General features: G+C 51.4%; 18 protein-coding genes and 1 riboswitch. Of the genes, 16 read left to right on the top strand and 2 right to left on the bottom strand.

Going from position 1 to position 17896, the window contains the following annotated elements; genetic code table 11:
- Positions 1-66 precede the first annotated feature (66 nt).
- A complete protein-coding gene (locus NST37_RS18990) occupies positions 67-957 on the bottom strand; it encodes a LysR family transcriptional regulator (protein WP_003388966.1) in 891 nt (296 codons plus the stop codon).
- A 154-nt stretch (positions 958-1111) separates the two neighbouring features.
- Between NST37_RS18990 and dat the strand changes: the two genes are divergently transcribed.
- The 12 genes from dat (at position 1112) to NST37_RS18930 (ending at position 12190) form a co-directional block, all read left to right on the top strand.
- Positions 1112-1966 (top strand): D-amino-acid transaminase, encoded by an 855-nt coding sequence (dat, locus tag NST37_RS18985; RefSeq protein ID WP_003388967.1) that lies wholly within the window; start codon positions 1112-1114, stop codon positions 1964-1966.
- 77 nt (positions 1967-2043) lie between these two features.
- Positions 2044-2967, top strand: a complete 924-nt coding sequence (locus NST37_RS18980) for a dipeptidase (RefSeq protein WP_003388968.1) — start codon at positions 2044-2046, stop codon at positions 2965-2967.
- A gap of 28 nt (positions 2968-2995) precedes the next feature.
- The gene (locus NST37_RS18975) at positions 2996-4063 is read left to right on the top strand and encodes a P1 family peptidase (protein WP_122957888.1); all 1068 of its coding nucleotides are present in this window, start codon (positions 2996-2998) and stop codon (positions 4061-4063) included.
- A 2-nt stretch (positions 4064-4065) separates the two neighbouring features.
- The gene (locus NST37_RS18970) at positions 4066-5382 is read left to right on the top strand and encodes a serine hydrolase domain-containing protein (RefSeq protein ID WP_031931862.1); all 1317 of its coding nucleotides are present in this window, start codon (positions 4066-4068) and stop codon (positions 5380-5382) included.
- Between the two features lie 157 nt (positions 5383-5539).
- Positions 5540-5758, top strand: a complete 219-nt coding sequence (locus tag NST37_RS18965; RefSeq protein WP_243014037.1) for a WYL domain-containing protein — start codon at positions 5540-5542, stop codon at positions 5756-5758.
- A 138-nt stretch (positions 5759-5896) separates the two neighbouring features.
- Complete coding sequence (locus NST37_RS18960) at positions 5897-6259, top strand: VOC family protein (RefSeq protein WP_003388973.1); 363 nt, start codon at positions 5897-5899, stop codon at positions 6257-6259.
- A 147-nt stretch (positions 6260-6406) separates the two neighbouring features.
- Positions 6407-6637 (top strand): hypothetical protein, encoded by a 231-nt coding sequence (locus NST37_RS18955; protein ID WP_003388974.1) that lies wholly within the window; start codon positions 6407-6409, stop codon positions 6635-6637.
- A 270-nt stretch (positions 6638-6907) separates the two neighbouring features.
- Positions 6908-7978: a ribosome small subunit-dependent GTPase A gene (rsgA, locus tag NST37_RS18950; protein ID WP_003388975.1), complete on the top strand. Its 1071-nt coding sequence runs from the start codon at positions 6908-6910 to the stop codon at positions 7976-7978.
- A 192-nt stretch (positions 7979-8170) separates the two neighbouring features.
- Positions 8171-8271, top strand: a riboswitch (purine riboswitch).
- Positions 8272-8457: 186 nt separating this feature from the next.
- Positions 8458-9051: a xanthine phosphoribosyltransferase gene (locus NST37_RS18945; RefSeq protein WP_003388976.1), complete on the top strand. Its 594-nt coding sequence runs from the start codon at positions 8458-8460 to the stop codon at positions 9049-9051.
- Between the two features lie 106 nt (positions 9052-9157).
- Positions 9158-10465 carry a nucleobase:cation symporter-2 family protein gene (locus tag NST37_RS18940; RefSeq protein ID WP_122957889.1) on the top strand — a complete coding sequence of 436 codons (1308 nt, stop codon included), beginning with the start codon at positions 9158-9160 and terminating at the stop codon, positions 10463-10465.
- Positions 10466-11258: 793 nt separating this feature from the next.
- Positions 11259-11567: a hypothetical protein gene (locus NST37_RS18935; protein WP_243014040.1), complete on the top strand. Its 309-nt coding sequence runs from the start codon at positions 11259-11261 to the stop codon at positions 11565-11567.
- A gap of 14 nt (positions 11568-11581) precedes the next feature.
- Positions 11582-12190, top strand: coding sequence for a hypothetical protein (locus NST37_RS18930; RefSeq protein WP_122957891.1), 609 nt, complete (start codon positions 11582-11584; stop codon positions 12188-12190).
- Between the two features lie 182 nt (positions 12191-12372).
- On the opposite strand, the gene NST37_RS18925 is transcribed toward NST37_RS18930, so the two are convergent.
- Positions 12373-13242 carry a LysR family transcriptional regulator gene (locus NST37_RS18925; RefSeq protein WP_122957892.1) on the bottom strand — a complete coding sequence of 290 codons (870 nt, stop codon included), beginning with the start codon at positions 13240-13242 and terminating at the stop codon, positions 12373-12375.
- 263 nt (positions 13243-13505) lie between these two features.
- Here NST37_RS18925 and NST37_RS18920 point away from each other — a divergent pair, with 263 nt between their 5' ends.
- The 4 genes from NST37_RS18920 to NST37_RS18905 all read left to right on the top strand — a co-directional run bounded on the left by NST37_RS18920 (position 13506) and on the right by NST37_RS18905 (position 17890).
- Positions 13506-14678 (top strand): PrpF domain-containing protein, encoded by a 1173-nt coding sequence (locus NST37_RS18920; protein WP_122957943.1) that lies wholly within the window; start codon positions 13506-13508, stop codon positions 14676-14678.
- Positions 14679-14833: 155 nt separating this feature from the next.
- Positions 14834-15835 (top strand): tripartite tricarboxylate transporter substrate binding protein, encoded by a 1002-nt coding sequence (locus tag NST37_RS18915; protein WP_170208330.1) that lies wholly within the window; start codon positions 14834-14836, stop codon positions 15833-15835.
- A gap of 41 nt (positions 15836-15876) precedes the next feature.
- Positions 15877-16353, top strand: coding sequence for a tripartite tricarboxylate transporter TctB family protein (locus NST37_RS18910; RefSeq protein WP_122957894.1), 477 nt, complete (start codon positions 15877-15879; stop codon positions 16351-16353).
- A 16-nt stretch (positions 16354-16369) separates the two neighbouring features.
- A complete protein-coding gene (locus tag NST37_RS18905) occupies positions 16370-17890 on the top strand; it encodes a tripartite tricarboxylate transporter permease (protein ID WP_339185654.1) in 1521 nt (506 codons plus the stop codon).
- Positions 17891-17896: the final 6 nt, after the last annotated feature.

The raw sequence follows: 17896 nt of genomic DNA, 5'->3' as shown, positions 1-17896 counted from the left end.
TTCAATCGGCCTATCTGCAGCGTTTTGCAGGCCGACAAGCATGCAGTCAGGCAGTCAAGCTTGCCGTCATCCTTTGGTCCGGTTGGCAATCAAAAAGTCAATAAATGTCTTTGTAATTCCGTTTATCGTCGCGTCTTTGTGGTAAATCAGCTCAAAATTCCGATTGATATGCGGCAGGCTCAGCACTTCCACTTCCTTTAAGTCAGCCGCTGCTACTTCCTCCTGAATCGAGAAACGCGGCAAGAAGGCGATTCCTAGTCTCTGCTTCACCATGCGTTTGACCACTTCGATATTGTCCGCTTCCATCACAACATTGTTCTCTAGCTGATAATGGCTGAACGCTCCATTGACCAGCGTCCAGTCCAGAGATCCCCTGTTAAACAAAATCAGCTTTTCTCGCGACACGTCCTCAAGCGTAACTTGTGTTTTGTTTTGAAACGGGTGATCCGGGTAGACAGCCAGCACCATTTCGTCAGGCATAAGCTGGACCCGCTTGATTTGGGGATGATTCACTGCTCGCGCGATCCCGAACGACACCTCATGGCGCAGCACCATCTCCAGGACTTGATGGGAGTGACCCGTGAAAATTGTCAGCTTGATCTTGGGGTAGAGCTGCGTAAATTTTTCCACCAGCTCTGGCAAAATGTAAAAAGCGGCCACGAATACAGCGGAGATGACCAGCTCGCCTTCCAGACGGCCGAATGAACGCTGGATCGCCATCTGCCCGTCCTGCAGCGATTGCAGTACGCTCTTGGCGTATGGGAGAAAAACATCCCCCTCCCGCGTGAGAAAAACGGTATTGCCGGAACGCTGGAACAACTTGCAGCCCAGTGTGTTCTCCAGCGCTTTGATCCGCATGCTGACGGTCGGCTGTGACAAGTACAAAAGATCGGCTGTTTTGCTGAAGCTGCCGGTTAGTGCGACAAAAATAAAAGCTTCGATTTGCTCCGCATTCATGTTGAACCCCTCATTGAAAATGTTAATAACGCATATGGCATTATTCTATTGGATTCGTGCGAAAAAATACATTACTTTGAAAGGGAGGATGGCTGCTTGCCGCAAGCGGCCAGGGAAACACCGTTACTTATCTAACTGAAGGAGGATAATTGAGATGAGCGTAGCTTATTTTAACGGTACATTTGTTGATTCAAACGATCCGGTGGTTCCAATAGATGAGAGAGGACATCAATTTGGCGATGGCGTCTACGAGCTTATAAGGATCTATAATAGCAAGCCGTTTATGCTGGAAGAGCATCTCGACCGGCTGTATATGAGTGCAAAAGCGATCGCATTGCCGTTTGACCAGGAGCGCGAGAGCTTCAAGGAGATCATCTTTCAGTTGATCGAGCGAAGCGGTCTGGACAATTTGGATGTCTATATGCAAATTACAAGAGGCATGGCTCCGCGCAATCACCTCTTCCCGGATGCGCCTGTTTCAATTTCGATGACAGCCAAGCCTTTTCGCAGCATCCCGCCAGAGCTGAGGGAGAAGGGAGCAAAGGCAATCCTGCATCCAGACGAACGCTGGATGAATTGCTATATCAAATCGCTCAACCTTTTGCCGAATATTTTGGCGAAGCAGGAGGCGCACAAGGCAGGCTGTCTGGAGGCGATCCTCCATCGGGATGGAAAGCTGACCGAAGGAACCAGCACCAATGTATATGTCATCAAGGATTCCCGTATCCAGACCACGCCGCTGTCCCGCCATATTCTCGCAGGGATTACACGAATGGCTGTTCAGAAAATCGCTATGGAGGCCGCAATACCCTTTGAGGAGAAGCACGTGGACATCGAGGAGCTGTACGAGGCAGATGAAGTGTTCATCACCAGTACAACCAACGAGGTGATGCCAATCGTCCAGGTTGGCGACAAGCTTATTGGAGATGGACAGCCAGGGCCGATGACCCGGTTGCTCCAGCGGCACTTCCAGGAATTGACGACGACAACGGTGTCTGCTGACGCATAACGATCTAAACGAAGCACTCCGGATGGTCGATTTGTTGAAAGAGCCTGATATACCTGCTCGGAAAGGAACGATAAGCGATGAACATCGTAGATTTTCACTGTGATGCCCTTTATAAAATGTGGAAAAGCAAGGAACCTCTTTCATTCAGGGATTCTGCTGAGCTGCACACCAATCTGGAGCGTTTGAAGCAAGGGAGGGTAAAGCTTCAATGCTTTGCCCTCTACGTGCCGCCGCAATTGAAATCCGAGCAGCAATTTCAAGCAGTGCTGGACCAGATCGACTACTTTTACGAGGAGGTCCTGAAGCAGCCCGAGATGAAGCACGTCAAGGAATGGGCCGACCTCGACACTCTGGGGGACGGCGAGATCGGGGCGATGCTGACGCTGGAGGGCGTGGATGCGATCGGCAATGATTTGAAAAAGCTTCGCATCCTGTTCCAACTCGGCGTGCGTTCTGTCGGGCTGACCTGGAATTTTGCCAACCTGGCCGCCGATGGCGCATTGGAAAAGCGAAATGCCGGCTTGACAGCGTTCGGTAAGGAAATCGTCCGCTTAAACAACGAGCACAAGGTGCTGACCGACGTTTCCCATCTGTGCGAGCAGAGCTTTTGGGATGTCATGGAGCTGGCGGACTATCCGATCGCCAGCCACTCCAACGCCAGGGCGATTTGCGACCATCCGCGCAACCTGTACGATGAGCAGGCCAAAGCGATGTTTGACAAGGGCGGGATGATCCATATCGTCTACTACCCGCATTTTGTCAAGAAGGGCGGGCAGGCGACGATCGACGACCTGATCCGCCATATCGACCACTTTTGTTCGCTGGGCGGTGTCCGCCAGATCGGCCTTGGCTCCGACTTTGACGGGATTGAAAGCTTTGTGGAGGGGCTGGAGCATGCAGGGATGATTGACAACCTGCTCAACGAACTATTGAAGCGGTATTCAGAAAGCGAAGTGCGGGGCTTTGCCAGCGAAAACTTCCTGCAGCGGCGCCCGCGTTAACGAAGAGCAGACAGAGGGGCTTTTGGATATGAATCGGAAAAAAATTCGCGATCGCGGCATCGTCATCGGGAAGCTGCCGACCGGCAGGAAAAATTGCTTGACGGATGTGGAGGGCGTCCTGGTAGGACATGTGACGCTTGATTATCCGCTGGAATCGGGCGAAGGGGAGTACATCTGTACAGGAGTGACAGCGATCCTTCCGCACAGCGGCAGCCTCTTTCGCGAAAAGGTGACAGCAGCAAGCTATGTGTTCAACGGCTTCGGGAAGACGACCGGACTGGTTCAGGTAAACGAGCTGGGGGTACTGGAGTCGCCGATCATGCTGACCAATACGTTTTCCGTACCGGCTGTCACCCAGGGGACGCTCAGCTACATGCTGGAGCAAAACAGCGAAATCGGCGATACCACGGGGACGGTCAACATCGTCGTGGGAGAATGCAACGACGGCCATCTCAATTCGATCAGGGCGTGTGCAGTAAAGCCGGAGCATGCGATCGAAGCGATCAGACGGGCGTCGGCGGAGCCAGCGGAGGAAGGGGCCGTCGGCGCTGGAAAAGGAATGGTCTGCTTTGGACACAAAGGCGGGATCGGAACCTCCTCGCGGCTTATCCGGACGCAAGAGGGGGAGTACACGGTAGGCGTACTCGTGCTGAGCAACTTCGGCAAGCCCGAAGACTTCCAGTCTGAGCGGTACGAGTGGCTCCGTTCGTCAGGGGTCCGCCCGCTGGACAACCCGCCGGACGGATCGATCATCATCGTGCTGGGCACGGACGCGCCGCTCAGCGACCGCCAACTGCTCCGCGTGGCCAAGCGGACGGGCATCGGACTGGGCCGGACGGGCAGCCATTACAGTCACGGCAGCGGCGACATTTGCATCGCCTTTTCAACAGCGCATAAAATCCCCCATGCAGCGGAGCAGATAACGGAAGCGAGGACCCAGCTTCGCGAGGACCACCCGGTAATGAATCAACTGTTCGCCGCAGCCAGTGAAGCGACGGAGGAAGCGATCCTCAATTCTCTTTCTCAGGCCGTCACGACGACAGGGAGAGGCGGCCGGACGATTTATGCGCATCCATTCGCCGAACAGGGGGAATAGCCGTGAGTGCAGGCCAGTGGCCGCTTTTTGAGGAGTATATGTCCCGCAAAATGGAAGAGGAGAGAATCGCAGGGGCGGCGGTTGCCGTCTCCCGGCATGGAGAGCTGCTGTTTCAAAAAGGCTTCGGCGTGCGCGATCTGGAAACGAAGGAACCGGTCACGCCGGATACGGTATTTGGCATCGCATCCGTGACGAAGTCCTTTACGGCGATGGCGGTCATGCAGCTGGCAGAGGAAGGGAAGCTGTCCATCGAAGATCCGGTCAACGCTTATTTGCCGGAATTTTCTCTGGCATCGCTAGAGGACACCTCCAGCGTCTGCATTCATCATTTGCTGAGCCACACGACCGGCCTTGCGCCGATTCGCCGCAGAGAGGAATTGTGCAGGCTGTCGGACCATCTGGAGTACCTGGCCGGGGAGCCGCACGAGCTGCTGGGCAGACCGGGCGAGTATTTCAGCTACTGCAACGACACTTTTTTGCTGCTGGGGCTGATTGTCGAGAGAGTGACAGGGCGCCTGTTCCGCAGGCATGTGACCAGCAGGCTGCTTGACCCTTTGGAGATGAACCGCTCCACCTTTAGCCTGGAAGAGGTGAAACGGCTGTCCGACGTATCGGTTCCTTATGTCAAGGATTCGGACGGCAATGGCCTGAAGAGGGCGGACTGGCCCCTGCTGGGCAATTATGAGGTAGGGGGAGGCATCCGCTCCAATGTCCGGGATTTGCTCAAATACGGTCAGCTTTACATAAACGGCGGATATTGCCAGGGGGAAAACATCGTCAGCGAGGCTTCGCTCAGACGGATGTGGCACCCGGTCCACAAGATCGGCAGAAACACGTACTACGGGTACGCGCTGAAGTCGACTCTAGGCCGGGAAGGAATGACGCTTGTCGAGCACGGGGGCTCGCAGCCGGGCGTTTCGTCCCACTTCGGCTTTGTGCCCGAAGAGGGAATTGTCGCGGTCGTCTTGACCAATGTCGCGGATGTGCCCGTCCGGGATTTGTGGCTCGCTGCTGTCCGCAACGCCCTGGGCCTTCCGTTGGAGCAGCAGGAGAAAGAGCCGGAATACGAGGCATCTGTCGAGGAGCTGGAGCGCTTTGTGGGCACCTATGCCTGCGCGGAAGGCAGCAGCGTACGTATAACCTTTGCAGGCGGAATGCTGCAAGCGGAAATGGCCGGCGAACAGTTCGCGCTTCGGGCGAGTGACAGCCGTACGCTGGTCATCCGGAAGCACGAGATGCCGCTTCCGTTTTTCTGGAAAGAGGGAGAAAAAGCATGGGCTGTTCTCCTTGGTTCTCGGATGTTGACGAGAAAGAAATAGCGGTTCGCATGGGCTTGTTCGCATGCGGAAACAAGACCTCTTTGGAGGGCGAATGCAGGCACGAATGCTCTGTAGTCCGCTCTTTGAAGGGGTTTCTTGCTTTTATCAGGCGTGTTCGTTATAATGGGAACAAATGTTCTTGTGTGGTGGTGACATCATGAGAAGCGAATTGGAGCGATATTGCCAGCGGCAGCAGACGGTCGAGCTGATCTACTTGAGCCGCTCCGGCGAGACGACCAAGCGAGCTGTAAATATTATTGCGGTAAACGGAGACCGGATAAAGGCGTACTGCTATACCCGCCGCGCATACCGGGTGTTTTGTCTGGCCAACATCCTGGCAGTTGCACCTCGCGACGATCAGGCAGCGGGCATGTGAGGAGGCCTGTCTGTTTATTCTGGGGAACCTATGCGTAGGCACGGTCATCCGTGTGCAGAATGTATGGTATATGGTATGGTAAATACGGCTACATTCATCTTTGCGACTACATTCATTTACTACAGGAGGCACATCGTTATGATTAAAAAAATTGCTACAGTGGCTGTTTACGTGGAGGATCAGGCGAAGGCTCGCGAGTTTTGGACCGAGAAGGTGGGGTTTGTCGTACATCGAGACGAGCCGATGACCCCCAATGCCTCGTGGCTGGAAGTCGGTCCAGAGGGAGCCGAGTCGCATCTCGTCATCTATCCCAAAGCGATGATGCCCGGATCTGAGCAGATGAAGGCCTCGATCGTATTCGAATGCGAAGACATCGACAAAGCCTATCAGGAAATGAGCCAAAGGGGCGTAATCTTTTTGGAGGAGCCAAAGAAAATGGCCTGGGGCAGCTTCGCCCGGTTCAAGGATGCGGATGGAAACGAATTTCTCTTGAAAGGCTGATACCACTGTTGCTCTATCGTTCTGTGACTTGCGGCAGCATGGCGGGTGCGGGCATTGCGTAAACCAGCATTGCGTGAACCAGAACTGCAACTCGTGCTATACTGTTAGGACAGGTAGAAAATAACAGAACGGAAGGAGAGCGATGGAGTGGAGATCTTTATTGGCGTACTTGTCGCATTTGTGCTGCTCATCGGATTTATGTCGCTAGCCTTTAAGAAAGAAGGACCTGGAAGACGTCATGCCTCCGGAGGAGACTCAGGCGGAGCCACGTCGTTTTACAATGACAACGACAGAACCCGCGATTCCGACAGCTCCTGGGGAGACGGAGGGTCCAGCGACAGCGGCGGGGGAGATGGCGGCGGCGGTGGCGGAGATTAGGCCAGTGAAAAAATTTATGGCTGCCGATGGAAGCTGTCAGGCATCCGTGTTACAATGATTGGGAAATCATGACGTACGGATCGGGGAACCGGTCTGAAAGGAGAGATGTTTTATGGTATGCATGATGATTGTCGAGAAGAGCATTGCAGCAAGGGTCACAGGAAAGATCCTCCTTTCAGTCGGGCAGTAACCGTTCTTTAAGTGAGGATTTCCTGTGGCCGGTTTTGGAAAGACATCCAAATCAAAACCGAATGCAGGAGGAATCCGCACGTGAACCAATATCTAAAGTCTTTGGGCTGGAACGATTTTTTTGCCGGCCATGTTTCCCCTTTTATCGAGCAGGGATTTGAAGTAGGGCGTATCGCTCTTGAACATAAAAGGCTGTATCGGATTTTGACCGAACACGGCGAGCTGTTGGGCGAGGTTTCCGGAAAGCTTCGCTATGAAGCCGCTGGCCGAGAAGACTACCCCGCTGTGGGCGACTGGGTAGTGATCAGCGCCCGGCCTCATGAACAAAAGGCCACGATTCACGCGATTCTGCCGCGCAAAAGCAAGTTTTCCCGAAAGGCTGCCGGCGAAGGCGTCGAAGAACAGATCGTCGCCACCAACGTGGATACCGTTTTTCTCGTGAACGCTCTAAACAACGACTACAATTTGCGCCGCTTGGAACGCTATCTGATTTTGGCTTGGGAAAGCGGAGCCAGTCCCGTGATTGTACTGAGCAAATCCGATCTGTGCGACGACCTGGAAAACAAGATCGCCGAGGTAGAGTCAGTGGCAGTCGGAGTGCCGGTCCATGCGATCAGCTCGGAGCAGGGAGAGGGGCTCGATGCCTTGGCACCGTATTTGGGAGAGGGGAAGACAGTCGCTCTTCTCGGCTCTTCTGGTGTGGGGAAATCCACCTTGATCAACCGCCTGTCCGGAAGGAATGTCCAGCTCGTCAAAGAAGTACGCGAGGGAGATGACCGCGGGCGGCATACGACGACCCATCGCGAGCTGTTTCAGCTGCCTGGCGGCGGCCTGATGATCGATACGCCGGGGATGCGCGAGCTGCAGCTCTGGGAGGGAGACGAAGGCTTTCGCGATGCCTTCGACGACATCGAGACGCTGGCCGCCCAGTGCCGCTTCAGCGATTGCCTCCACGCCAAGGAGCCCGGCTGTGCGATTCGGCTGGCGATCGAAGAAGGCACACTGGATCGTTCCCGTTTTGACAGCTACCGAAAATTGCAGCGAGAGCTGGCCCATCAGGCGCGCAAAGAGGATGCCAGGATGCGGGCAGCCGAAAAAGACAAATGGAAAAAGATCAACATGGCTCTCCGGCAAACGAAGCCGAAGCGGTAGTTGTCTGCCGCGTCTGCAATCACAATCGGATCGGTGCCTTTTACACACCGGATCACATTGGCCCCCTTTGCAAGGCAAGGGGGTTTTTTCTATGTATGGCCGTTTCATTTTCAGCACGGGCTGGTGCTTTTCCTGAATCCAAAAAAATACGCTTGCCCCATTCATAGCGGATATGATAGATTTGTCAGTATCAATTGAACATAGCTGATGACTCGTATAATTTTGGGAATTGGCCCATGAGTTTCTACCGGGTGACCGTAAATCGCCTGACTACGAGTGAACGAGCGACCAGGAGTTAGTCCTTTACCCGTAGCGGGAAACAGCCTCCTGCTGTCGCTTGCACGTTTTCGTGACCCCTGAAGGGATGTGCCCGGAGGGACAGGTTTCACTTGGAGTCGGTTTGAAAGACCGGCGAGTGGACTGTCTCGTCTGGGCTTTTTTGTTTCCATATAGATGAAAAATGGATAGGAGGAAATCGTGTGAAAGAATTGCAAGAGCGAATCATTCGGGACGGGCGAGCGCTGTCCGAAACTGTATTAAAGGTGGATGCTTTTCTTAATCATCAGGTTGATGCGGAGCTGACGATGAAAATTGGGCAAGCATTTGCGGATCTTTTCCGTTCGGAGAAAGTGACCAAGGTCCTGACGGTGGAGGCGAGCGGTATTCATTTTGCTCTTGCAACGGCGTATGCGCTGGGGGTTCCATTCGTTTACGCGAAAAAGAAAAAAGCGGTGACACTCTCCGATGACGTGTACTCTGCGCCTGTCTATTCCTTTACCCGTAAGGAGAACTACCAGATCAGCATCGCCAAGCAATACCTCAGCGCAGAAGAGCGCGTCCTGATCGTGGATGATTTTCTGGCGACAGGAGCAGCTTTGGTTGGACTGACACAAATCGTCGCAGATGCCGGCGCTCACCTCGTCGGCGTGGGTGCTGTCGTAGAAAAAAGCTTCCAGGAAGGAAGAGGATTGCTGGAGAAAGCAGGCGTCCGGGTGGAATCGCTGGCACGGATCAAGTCGATGAAGCCGGGAGAAATTCATTTCGTAGAGACAACGCCGGTTCACACATCCTAAAAGCACCACATGATACATGCTGCTGTCGTGATCAATCGCGATTTACAGGTACTGTATAGCAAATCAACATATCCTGCGCAGTCAATAAAGGAGAGGAGTTACGTTCATGTTGTCCAAACAAAAAACGCTCACGCTGGGCATGCAGCATGTGCTGGCGATGTACGCCGGAGCGGTCATCGTTCCTCTGATCATCGGGGATGCGCTGAATTTGACCCCGACGCAGATTGCATACCTGATCGCCGCCGATTTGTTTACCAGCGGGATTGCGACACTGCTGCAGGTGATCGGTACGCGCTATACCGGCATCAAGCTTCCTGTCGTTCTGGGCTGTACCTTCACAGCGGTCGGACCGATTATCGCCATTGCGTCGTCCAGTAACCTGGCCACGGCCTATGGAGCCATTATTTTATCCGGATTATTTGTCGTGCTGGCCGCTCCGCTGTTCGGCAAGCTGCTTCGGTTCTTTCCTACCGTTGTACAAGGTTCCGTGGTTACGATTATCGGGTTGTCGCTGATTCCTGTGGCAATGAACAATGTGGCCGGAGGAGCGGGCAATCCCGATTTTGGACATCCGCGCAATCTTCTCTTGGCACTGGGGACACTGGTTGTCATCCTGCTTGTCAATCGCCTGTTTAGTGGCTTTATTCGCGCTATTTCAGTGCTGATCGGACTTGCAGCAGGCACGCTGGCCGCGTACTTCATGGGAATGGTCAGCTTTGAAAGCGTGGCATCCGCTTCCTGGGTGAGCGTCGTTCAGCCGTTTTATTTCGGCGTACCTGAATTCAATATCGTTGCCATCGTGACGATGATTCTCGTCAACATTATCAGCATGGCGGAATCAACAGGAGTTTACTTCGCATTGGGCAAGGTGACCGATAAAGAAGTGACGAAGCAAGATGTCGTCAAAGGGCTGCGCGGGGAAGGCGTGGCGATTGCGCTCGGCGGTATTTTCAATGCGTTCCCGTATACGGCCTTCTCGCAAAACGTAGGGCTTGTCTCGCTGACTGGCATCAAAAGCCGCGACGTCATGATCGGTGCTGGCGGAATCCTCGTTGTGCTTGGACTTTTGCCGAAGCTGGCCGCCCTGACGACGATCATTCCCGATCCGGTGCTCGGAGGAGCGATGATCGCGATGTTCGGGATGGTTGTAGCGTCCGGCATCAACATCCTGTCCCGCGTGGACTTGCGCCAAAACGAAAACCTCCTCATCGCGGCCTGCAGCATTGCTGTAGGACTCGGTTCTGCAGCAGTTCCAACGATGTTTGACCAATTGCCGAACATGCTGAAAATGCTGATGCAAAACGGCATTGTCACCGGTTCGTTGACCGCGGTTATTTTAAATATCGTGCTCATTCATACGAAGAAAGAGAACAGGCAGCCTGTTCCGGCAGCCTCGACTGTTCCAGAGGTGTGAATTTATGGTCGGTTTCGTTTCAAGAAAAAAAGATGCTCCCATGGTTTTACCAATGAGGAGCATCTTTTTTTCTTGGGACAGAAGAACGTGTGAAATTGGGAAATTACCCAAAAAGGGAATTCTTGGAGGTGAATTTAGGGCTAAATAAGTTCGACATTTTTTGTTCATTGCTCGAAAACCCAAACAGAAATAAATACCGTAGCATATTATCTTCTTAATAACAAATAACCCGTAAAGTAGCACTGTTTTTGATTGCCTTAAAATCAATGATAATTTAGTCAATTTCCATTAATGTTACTTTTTTGTAACCAAACATTACCTTTATTTTACTATTATGGGTTTTGGATATAGCTCACAAAGAATTGTCGAAGTGGCTTACTTCTTAGGTTATTACATCAGCTTATTAAATACAAATGGTAAGGAGATGGCCATCTGGAAATATATCTAGTTAGGTTTTCTTGTTTTCAGATATCACCAAGTGAAACTAATGGCAAAAAAGTAAGGGACCATCGATCAAGACTTTTTAGTAGGTTATTTGTGTAAATAGGTAATTGCCTTAGGGTTAAGTAGAAAGGGGATTGTTAAAATGAAAATTGGAAAAATTAGTTTGACGATACTACTTACCTCATTTTTTGTCTTAATATTTAGTTCATCAAGTTTTGCCAAAACAAAATAAGGCGGAGATTCTTTTCTATCACACTTTTACCATCCAGACTGGGGGTACAAAAATATCTATTATACAGTACATACTATTGAGGAATATTATGTCTATACAAAATATGATGAAGTTGAGTTGGATCATCATCATGCAGTAGCTATCGGCAAAACTAGCGGATACCCCTATAGTCTGGAACTTTATGTTTCAGGAGTATACAAAGATGACGCTGGAACAATTGGAAAAATTAATGCTTCTGATTGGAGATGGAGAGATCGGTTAACAGATTATATAACCGATCGTGGTGAAACAGTATATGGCGGGGGGAATACAAAAACTTTTTATAGTACCGTAACCGACAGGCCAAAAGTTACTTTTACCAGTGGTGCTGTTGCAGATGGAATCTATTATGGCAGTACAGATGAAATAAGAATGTCGTTATATTAAAAGGAGTGACAAGTATGAAAAAGACGTGGGTTTTGCTCTCTGTGGTTGCCGTTGTGTCGCTAGGCAGTATCTCATATTCATTAGCAAACATTGAATTAAATGACCATGATAAAGGAACTGAATTCGCCAAGTATTACAAAAAAGCTTTGGAGAAAAATAATGATAACAAAATCACTATAGATACCGAATCCGAAAAAATCAGCCAAGATGAACTAACAGATAAACTAGCAAGGTACCAAGCATATTCAAAAGCTTTTGGCATCAAGCTAACTGAAGAAGACGCTATGAAGAAATTAGAAGAAAGAACAGTTCTTGCGGAATATGCAAGAGAACATGATATTTACCCTACAGAAGAAGAAATTAAAAAGCATATCAAGGAAATGGCTGATTCCTATAAAGAGCATAAATATGATGTTGTTGCTGGTATCATTGAAGGACTGGATATTACCGAGGATGAGTTCTTCTTTGAATTCTCAAGAGACGGTTATGAAGAGGAGTTGGTACGGTTGAACATACTCAACAAAATAAAGTCGGAGAATGAAATGTTAGATGGGGAGGATGAAATCGAGTATCACAAAAGGATGTTAAGTAAACTTAATGATTTGATAGAAGAATTAAAATAGATCATAATGCGAAGCCCCTTAGAACAAGGGGAGCAATCAGTATGTGACTTCAACAGTTTCAAAGGTGTAAACGGACAACGCTCCAATTGGATAAGCAGAAACAAATACGAACACACAAAAAAGATACGAAGGGTGCCCCGCCGTGAAAACACGGATGGGCACCCTTTTTTTTTTTGAGCCTTTCATCTGTATGGATGTTCTCTCTCCTCCAAGAAATTTACAAACGCTTTGACCACGGAAATCTCCAGGGATTCGTTGCGAAAGATCATCCAGGTTCTGCGGACGACGGGGACGCCATCCTTCGTCGTGCAGCGGGTGACGTACAAATCTTCGTTGGGGTCCAGCAAAATGCTGGGCAGGATCGCATAGCCGAGGCCGTTTATCACCATTTCTTTGCAGGTCTCCATTTTGTCTACCTCCATGGAGATCAGGGGCGGGTCAGAATAGCGTTCATGCCACCAGTTGTCGATCAGCTTCTTTAAGGAAGTATCCGTGTTGTAGTAGATGCGGGACAGATTGGGCAGGTCCTCGATGTCGATTTCGTGCTTGGAAACGATGAAAATTTCTTCGTCCATCAGCAGCTTGCGCTGATCGGGCCAATTGTAATCGCCGCGAATGATGCCGAGATGCACTTTTTGCTTGTAGACGGAGTTGATGACCTCCTCACTCCATCCGGAGGTAACGTTAAATTCTACATCGGGATACTGCCGGTGGAAGTCCTTCAAGATAGATGGAAGCTTGTAGCGGGCAAAAATGCTGGAAACGCCCAATCTCAAGGTTCCTTGCACTTTGTCGCCCATGTTTTGCAGGGCTTCTTTTGTCTTGCGCAGATGAAGCGTCATGTCGCGGGCGTATTTGACCAAATGCTCACCCTGCGGCGTGAAGGTAACGCCTCTTCTGCTGCGATAGACGATGGTAATGCCAAACTCCTGCTCCAACTGCTGCAGCCGGTAAGTAAGCGCCGGCTGCGAGATGCGAATTTTCTCCGCAGTTTTGGTGATATTCTTTTCGTCGTACAGCGTCGTTAATATGACCCAATCTCTGTCATCCATATGGTTCCAACTTTCTTTCAATAAAAAAAGTAGTGAAATTGGCTAAAAACGGAATGGAAAAACTTATCGTTAATTGTACAGAAAAGTCATGAATGATCAACATTCTTTTTTCAAACGAAAAACAAAAACATAAAAAATACTTATGGATCTTTATAAAAAATAAGTATTTTTTTTATTGCTTTTCTTTGGCTACTATTGTTGTAGAGTTAAACGAATATTCATTCTCTTTAATCTGTACTATCATGAAGGAGTTGGAACAACAGATGTACGTTTATGGGCAAATCTATCGAATCCCAAGCACGTTGGTGCGCGGGGGTACCAGCAAGGGGCTCATCTTGCGTACGGTTGATCTCCCCAAAGACCCGGTTGCCCGCGACCAGGTGATCCTGAAAGTGTTCGGCAGTCCCGGAAACAACCAAATCGACGGGATCGGCGGGGGAACGCCTCTGACGAGCAAGCTTGCGCTCATCGGACCGCCTGCCAGCCAGGATGTTCACATCCATTACACATTCGGGCAGGTCAGTCTGGAGAAAAAAGTGATTGATTACCATGTCACCTGCGGGAACATGGCGTCGGCAGTCGGGCTGTATGCGGCTGAAGAAGGATACGTGGAATTGCAGGAGCCGTTTACACGAGTTCGCATCTTCAACACCAACACGAACAGAGTGATTGAAGTGGAGGTCCCGGTCGTAAACGGGCAAATCCAGTACGAGGGGGACTTTTCCATCGCAGGAGTGTCTGGCACCGGAGCGAAAATCATGGTGAATTTTCTCGATACGGGGGGAACCTTTTCCGGCAGGACCTTGCCCACCGGAAATCCGATAGACACCATCGCATTGGATGACGGCAGAAAATTCCCGGTGACGATCATCGATGCGGCCAACATCCTCGTGTTTGTTTTGGCACAGGATGTCGGAGCGACCGGAACAGAGCTGTCCAAGGACCTAAACGGAAATGCCCGCTTGCTGGAAACGCTAGAGAAGATTCGCGTAAAAGCCGGAGTGATGCTCGGAATCATTGAGGATGAAACGACGGTCACCCCTGCGACACATGCTCTGCCCAAAATCGCGATGATATCCGCAGCCTGCGATTATCAGACCGAGGACAAGCAAATGGTACGGGCGGACAGCCTCGACCTTTTGGGACGCTATCTTTCCATGGGGACGCTGCACAGGGCTTTTGCAGTCAGCGGTTCCATCGCTTTGGGAGCGGCCGCGAACATTCCGGGCACCCTGCCGAACCGGTTGGCGAGGGGCACGGAAGCCGGCCTTCGGATCGGCCATCCCACAGGGACTTTGTACGTAGAAGCGCAGGTAGAACGAGAGGGGGAGGACTGGAGTGTGAAGCGGGCCGCCGTTGGACGGACTGCGAGAAGGCTGATGGATGGGTATGCCTACGTTCCGGTCTCGTCTTTGACAAGCGTGGTTCAAGCGTAGCGGCGAAGGGACGGGGGTTTCCCCGCCTCCGCAGAAAACAGTCGGCTCTTTGCAGACGACTGGAAGCGGTTTCAGCATGATCGGTTCAACCCCGATTAGTTTCATTATGATTCATCAATACCCTTATCCCGATTTGGTTTATGAGGAGGACTGACATGAAACGAACAGCGATCTGTTTATCGCTTACACTTGCTCTTGCCTTTAGTCTTATCGGCTGTTCCAGCCAACCGTCGTCTACGGCTGGCGGTTTGACGGAAGGCTACCCGAAACAGCCCATCGAGATGGTCGTTCCTTTTGGCGAAGGCAGCGCAAGCGACACATTTGCCAGAAAATTCGCCGACTTGCTGAACAAGCAAACGGCTCAGCCGGTTCAGCCGCTCAACAAGGATGGCGGAGGCGGTCTCGTCGGACTTCTTTACACATACAAACAGAAGAATGACGGATACACCCTATTGGAAATCACGCCTTCGCACGTCATTGCCGATGTGCTGGGAAAAGGGAAAAACATCAAATTGATGGAAGATTTCGAACCTCTTGCCCGGATCCAGAGCGATATTTACCTGCTGTCCGTCCCGGCAAATAGCGGGATCAAGGACTTCGACGACCTGGTAAGGCAGGGCAAAGACAAGGAAATATCCTTCGCCGGCATCAGCCCGGGGGGGCTGGACGACTTGACATTGAGCGCTCTGGCTGATGCCACCGGAATCAAGATCAAGTTCATCCCTTACAAGTCCGGTTCAGAGGTCAAAGCGGCGGTTCTGGGCGGAGAAGTCGACGTGTACTTCGACAAGCTGATCTCAGCGGTGTCATACATCCAAAACGAGAAGGTAAGGCCGATCGTCGTGCTGCATGATGAACGGGTGACGCAAATCGAAGAGTTGAAGGACACCCCGACAACGGTGGAAAAGGGGATTGATTTGACGATAGGCTCCTGGCGCGGATTTGCCGTAAAAAAAGATACGCCAGCCGAGGTGAAGCAGTATTTGATCGACAAAATGAAAGCGGTTTATGAGACGGACGAGTACAAGGAGTTCGCCAAACAAAATCTGGCAGATATTCGCGAGGGGTTCCTCGGCCCGGATGATTTCAAAAAAGAGTGGGAAGAGCAGTATCAAATTTTTGACAAAATTGCCCAAAAAACCGGGCTGAAAAAGTAGGATAAGCGGTTTTCCGCCGCTCTTCTTCGGAGGTGACCATAATGGGAGAAATCGTGTTTCATGTTCTGCTGATTGGAGCAATCGGCTACTTTTTCAAAGAGTCGCTTTTCATCGATACGGCGCGGGCCAGCGATCCGATCGGCCCGGCAGGTTTTCCGCAAGGCATTTTGATCCTGGCGATTCTGCTAGCTCTTTTCTCGCTTTTCCAGACAATCCGAAAGAGAAAAAAGAGTACCGGGGAGCAGCATCGGCCGCCTGAGCTTTCCAAGGAGTTTGTCGGGCTGCTGGTCAGCATCGCCGCCTTCGTGCTCGCCGTGGATATCATCGGCTTTCTGATTGCCTGCTTTCTTCTGCTGCTTGTTCTTCTCTTGCTGCTCGGAGAAAAAAAGGTGGGAAAGGTAGTCGGCCTATCGGGGGTCATTTCGATCAGCTTTACGCTTTTGTTCGGCAATCTGCTCAGTGTTCCGCTGCCAAGAGGTGTGGAAGCGCTCAAAACGCTGAGTTACTACATCTACTGAGAACGGGGAGAATATCATGGACATCAATTTATTTGCCGAGGGTCTGGCGACGACCTTGTCCCTTGGCAATTTGGCACTCATCCTGCTGGGCATGCTTCTGGGAGTGCTGTTCGGGTCGCTGCCCGGCATCAGCTCCTCCATGGCCATCGTGCTCATGCTTCCGTTCACCTATTACATGGGAATCATTCCCTCTATCATCCTGCTCGTGTCCATATATGCAGGGGCAGCGTACGGCGGCTCGATTACCGCGATCCTGTTCAATACGCCGGGCACTCCCGAAGCGGTCGCCACAACGTTTGACGGTTATCCCATGGCCAAACAGGGCAAAGCGGAGCGGGCATTGGGTTTGTCTATCAGCGCTTCTGCTTTTGGCGGTATCTTTTCCGTATTTGTCATGCTGTTTCTCTCTCCGCCGCTGTCGCAGGTGGCACTCAAAATCCAGAGCGCCGAGTATTTTGCTCTCGCATTTTTAGGCATAACGGTCATTTCCGCCATCGGTTCGAAAAACATGACAAAAGCGCTGATTTCCGGTTTGCTCGGGATTGCAATTGCGATGATCGGGATTGACCCAATCGTCGGCACGGAGCGTTTTACGTTTGGCCAGATTGAGCTTTTGAACGGGATCGAGTTCATTCCGATCATGATCGGCGCTTTTGCGCTGGGCGAAGTGCTGAATCAGGTGGCGGAGAGAGCAAAGACACAGAACTTTACGACCACCGAAAAAATCAAGCTGGAAGGGTACAAGCTCAAAGATTTGTTCGTCCATAAGTGGTGCGTGTTAAAAGCCTCCGTGATCGGGACCTTGATCGGAATCCTGCCGGGGACCGGCGGTTCGATCGCTTCGATTGTGAGCTATGGAGAAGCGATGCGGTCCAGCAAGAACAAAGAGAAGTTTGGCAATGGAGCAGAAGAGGGCGTGATCGCGCCGGAAGCAGCCAACAACGCCGCGGCCGGCGGAGCGATGATCCCTACGCTGGTGCTCGGGATTCCCGGGAGTCCGACCACCGCCGTTATCCTTGCGGCGCTGACTCTTCAGGGCCTGCAGCCCGGACCGCAGCTGATGACGGAGCAGCCGCTGATGCTGTACTGCATTTTCTTTGCGATGCTGATCGCCAGCGCCATCACGTTTATCGGTGGGCGCGTAGGCGTCAGAAGCTTCGGTCTGGTTCTCAAGCTTCCGTATTCCATACTCGCCTCGATCATCATCGGCTTGTCCGTCATCGGTTCGTACGCGGTTTCCAACAACATGTTTGAGGTGTGGCTGATGCTCGCGTTTGGACTGATCGGGTATTACATGAAAAAGTACGAATTCTCCCCGGCTGCGCTGATTTTGGGGTTAGTTCTGGGAAAGATGATGGAGGAAACCTTCCGTCGGCAGCTCCTGATCACCGACGGAGACTTCACTTCTTTTCTCACGCAACCGATATCGGCGGTCATCTTGCTGATGGCTGCAGTGTCGCTGTTGTACCCGCTTCTCTCAAAATCATTTTCACTCGGGCAAAACAAGCGTAAACCCCAGGCAACTGAAGTGAAGTAAATGGGC

The organism is Brevibacillus sp. FSL K6-6036, assembly GCF_037964015.1.
In the GTDB taxonomy this organism is placed as follows: domain Bacteria; phylum Bacillota; class Bacilli; order Brevibacillales; family Brevibacillaceae; genus Brevibacillus; species Brevibacillus borstelensis.
Note: the sequence above shows the minus strand (reverse complement) of the source record. Positions and strands in the feature narration are given on the sequence as shown.

Bases quoted from the DNA above. Each gene is read 5' to 3' on its own strand.
- NST37_RS18905 (WP_339185654.1), top strand. From the start codon at position 16,370: ATGGACATCAATTTATTTGCCGAGGGTCTGGCGACGACCTTGTCCCTT.
- NST37_RS18965 (WP_243014037.1), top strand. From the start codon at position 5,540: ATGAGAAGCGAATTGGAGCGATATTGCCAGCGGCAGCAGACGGTCGAG.
- NST37_RS18915 (WP_170208330.1), top strand. From the start codon at position 14,834: ATGAAACGAACAGCGATCTGTTTATCGCTTACACTTGCTCTTGCCTTT.
- NST37_RS18910 (WP_122957894.1), top strand. From the start codon at position 15,877: ATGGGAGAAATCGTGTTTCATGTTCTGCTGATTGGAGCAATCGGCTAC.
- NST37_RS18930 (WP_122957891.1), top strand. From the start codon at position 11,582: ATGAAAAAGACGTGGGTTTTGCTCTCTGTGGTTGCCGTTGTGTCGCTA.
- NST37_RS18960 (WP_003388973.1), top strand. From the start codon at position 5,897: ATGATTAAAAAAATTGCTACAGTGGCTGTTTACGTGGAGGATCAGGCG.
- NST37_RS18975 (WP_122957888.1), top strand. From the start codon at position 2,996: ATGAATCGGAAAAAAATTCGCGATCGCGGCATCGTCATCGGGAAGCTG.
- NST37_RS18925 (WP_122957892.1), bottom strand. From the start codon at position 13,242: ATGGATGACAGAGATTGGGTCATATTAACGACGCTGTACGACGAAAAG.
- NST37_RS18980 (WP_003388968.1), top strand. From the start codon at position 2,044: ATGAACATCGTAGATTTTCACTGTGATGCCCTTTATAAAATGTGGAAA.
- NST37_RS18940 (WP_122957889.1), top strand. From the start codon at position 9,158: ATGTTGTCCAAACAAAAAACGCTCACGCTGGGCATGCAGCATGTGCTG.
- NST37_RS18920 (WP_122957943.1), top strand. From the start codon at position 13,506: ATGTACGTTTATGGGCAAATCTATCGAATCCCAAGCACGTTGGTGCGC.
- NST37_RS18990 (WP_003388966.1), bottom strand. From the start codon at position 957: ATGAATGCGGAGCAAATCGAAGCTTTTATTTTTGTCGCACTAACCGGC.
- dat (WP_003388967.1), top strand. From the start codon at position 1,112: ATGAGCGTAGCTTATTTTAACGGTACATTTGTTGATTCAAACGATCCG.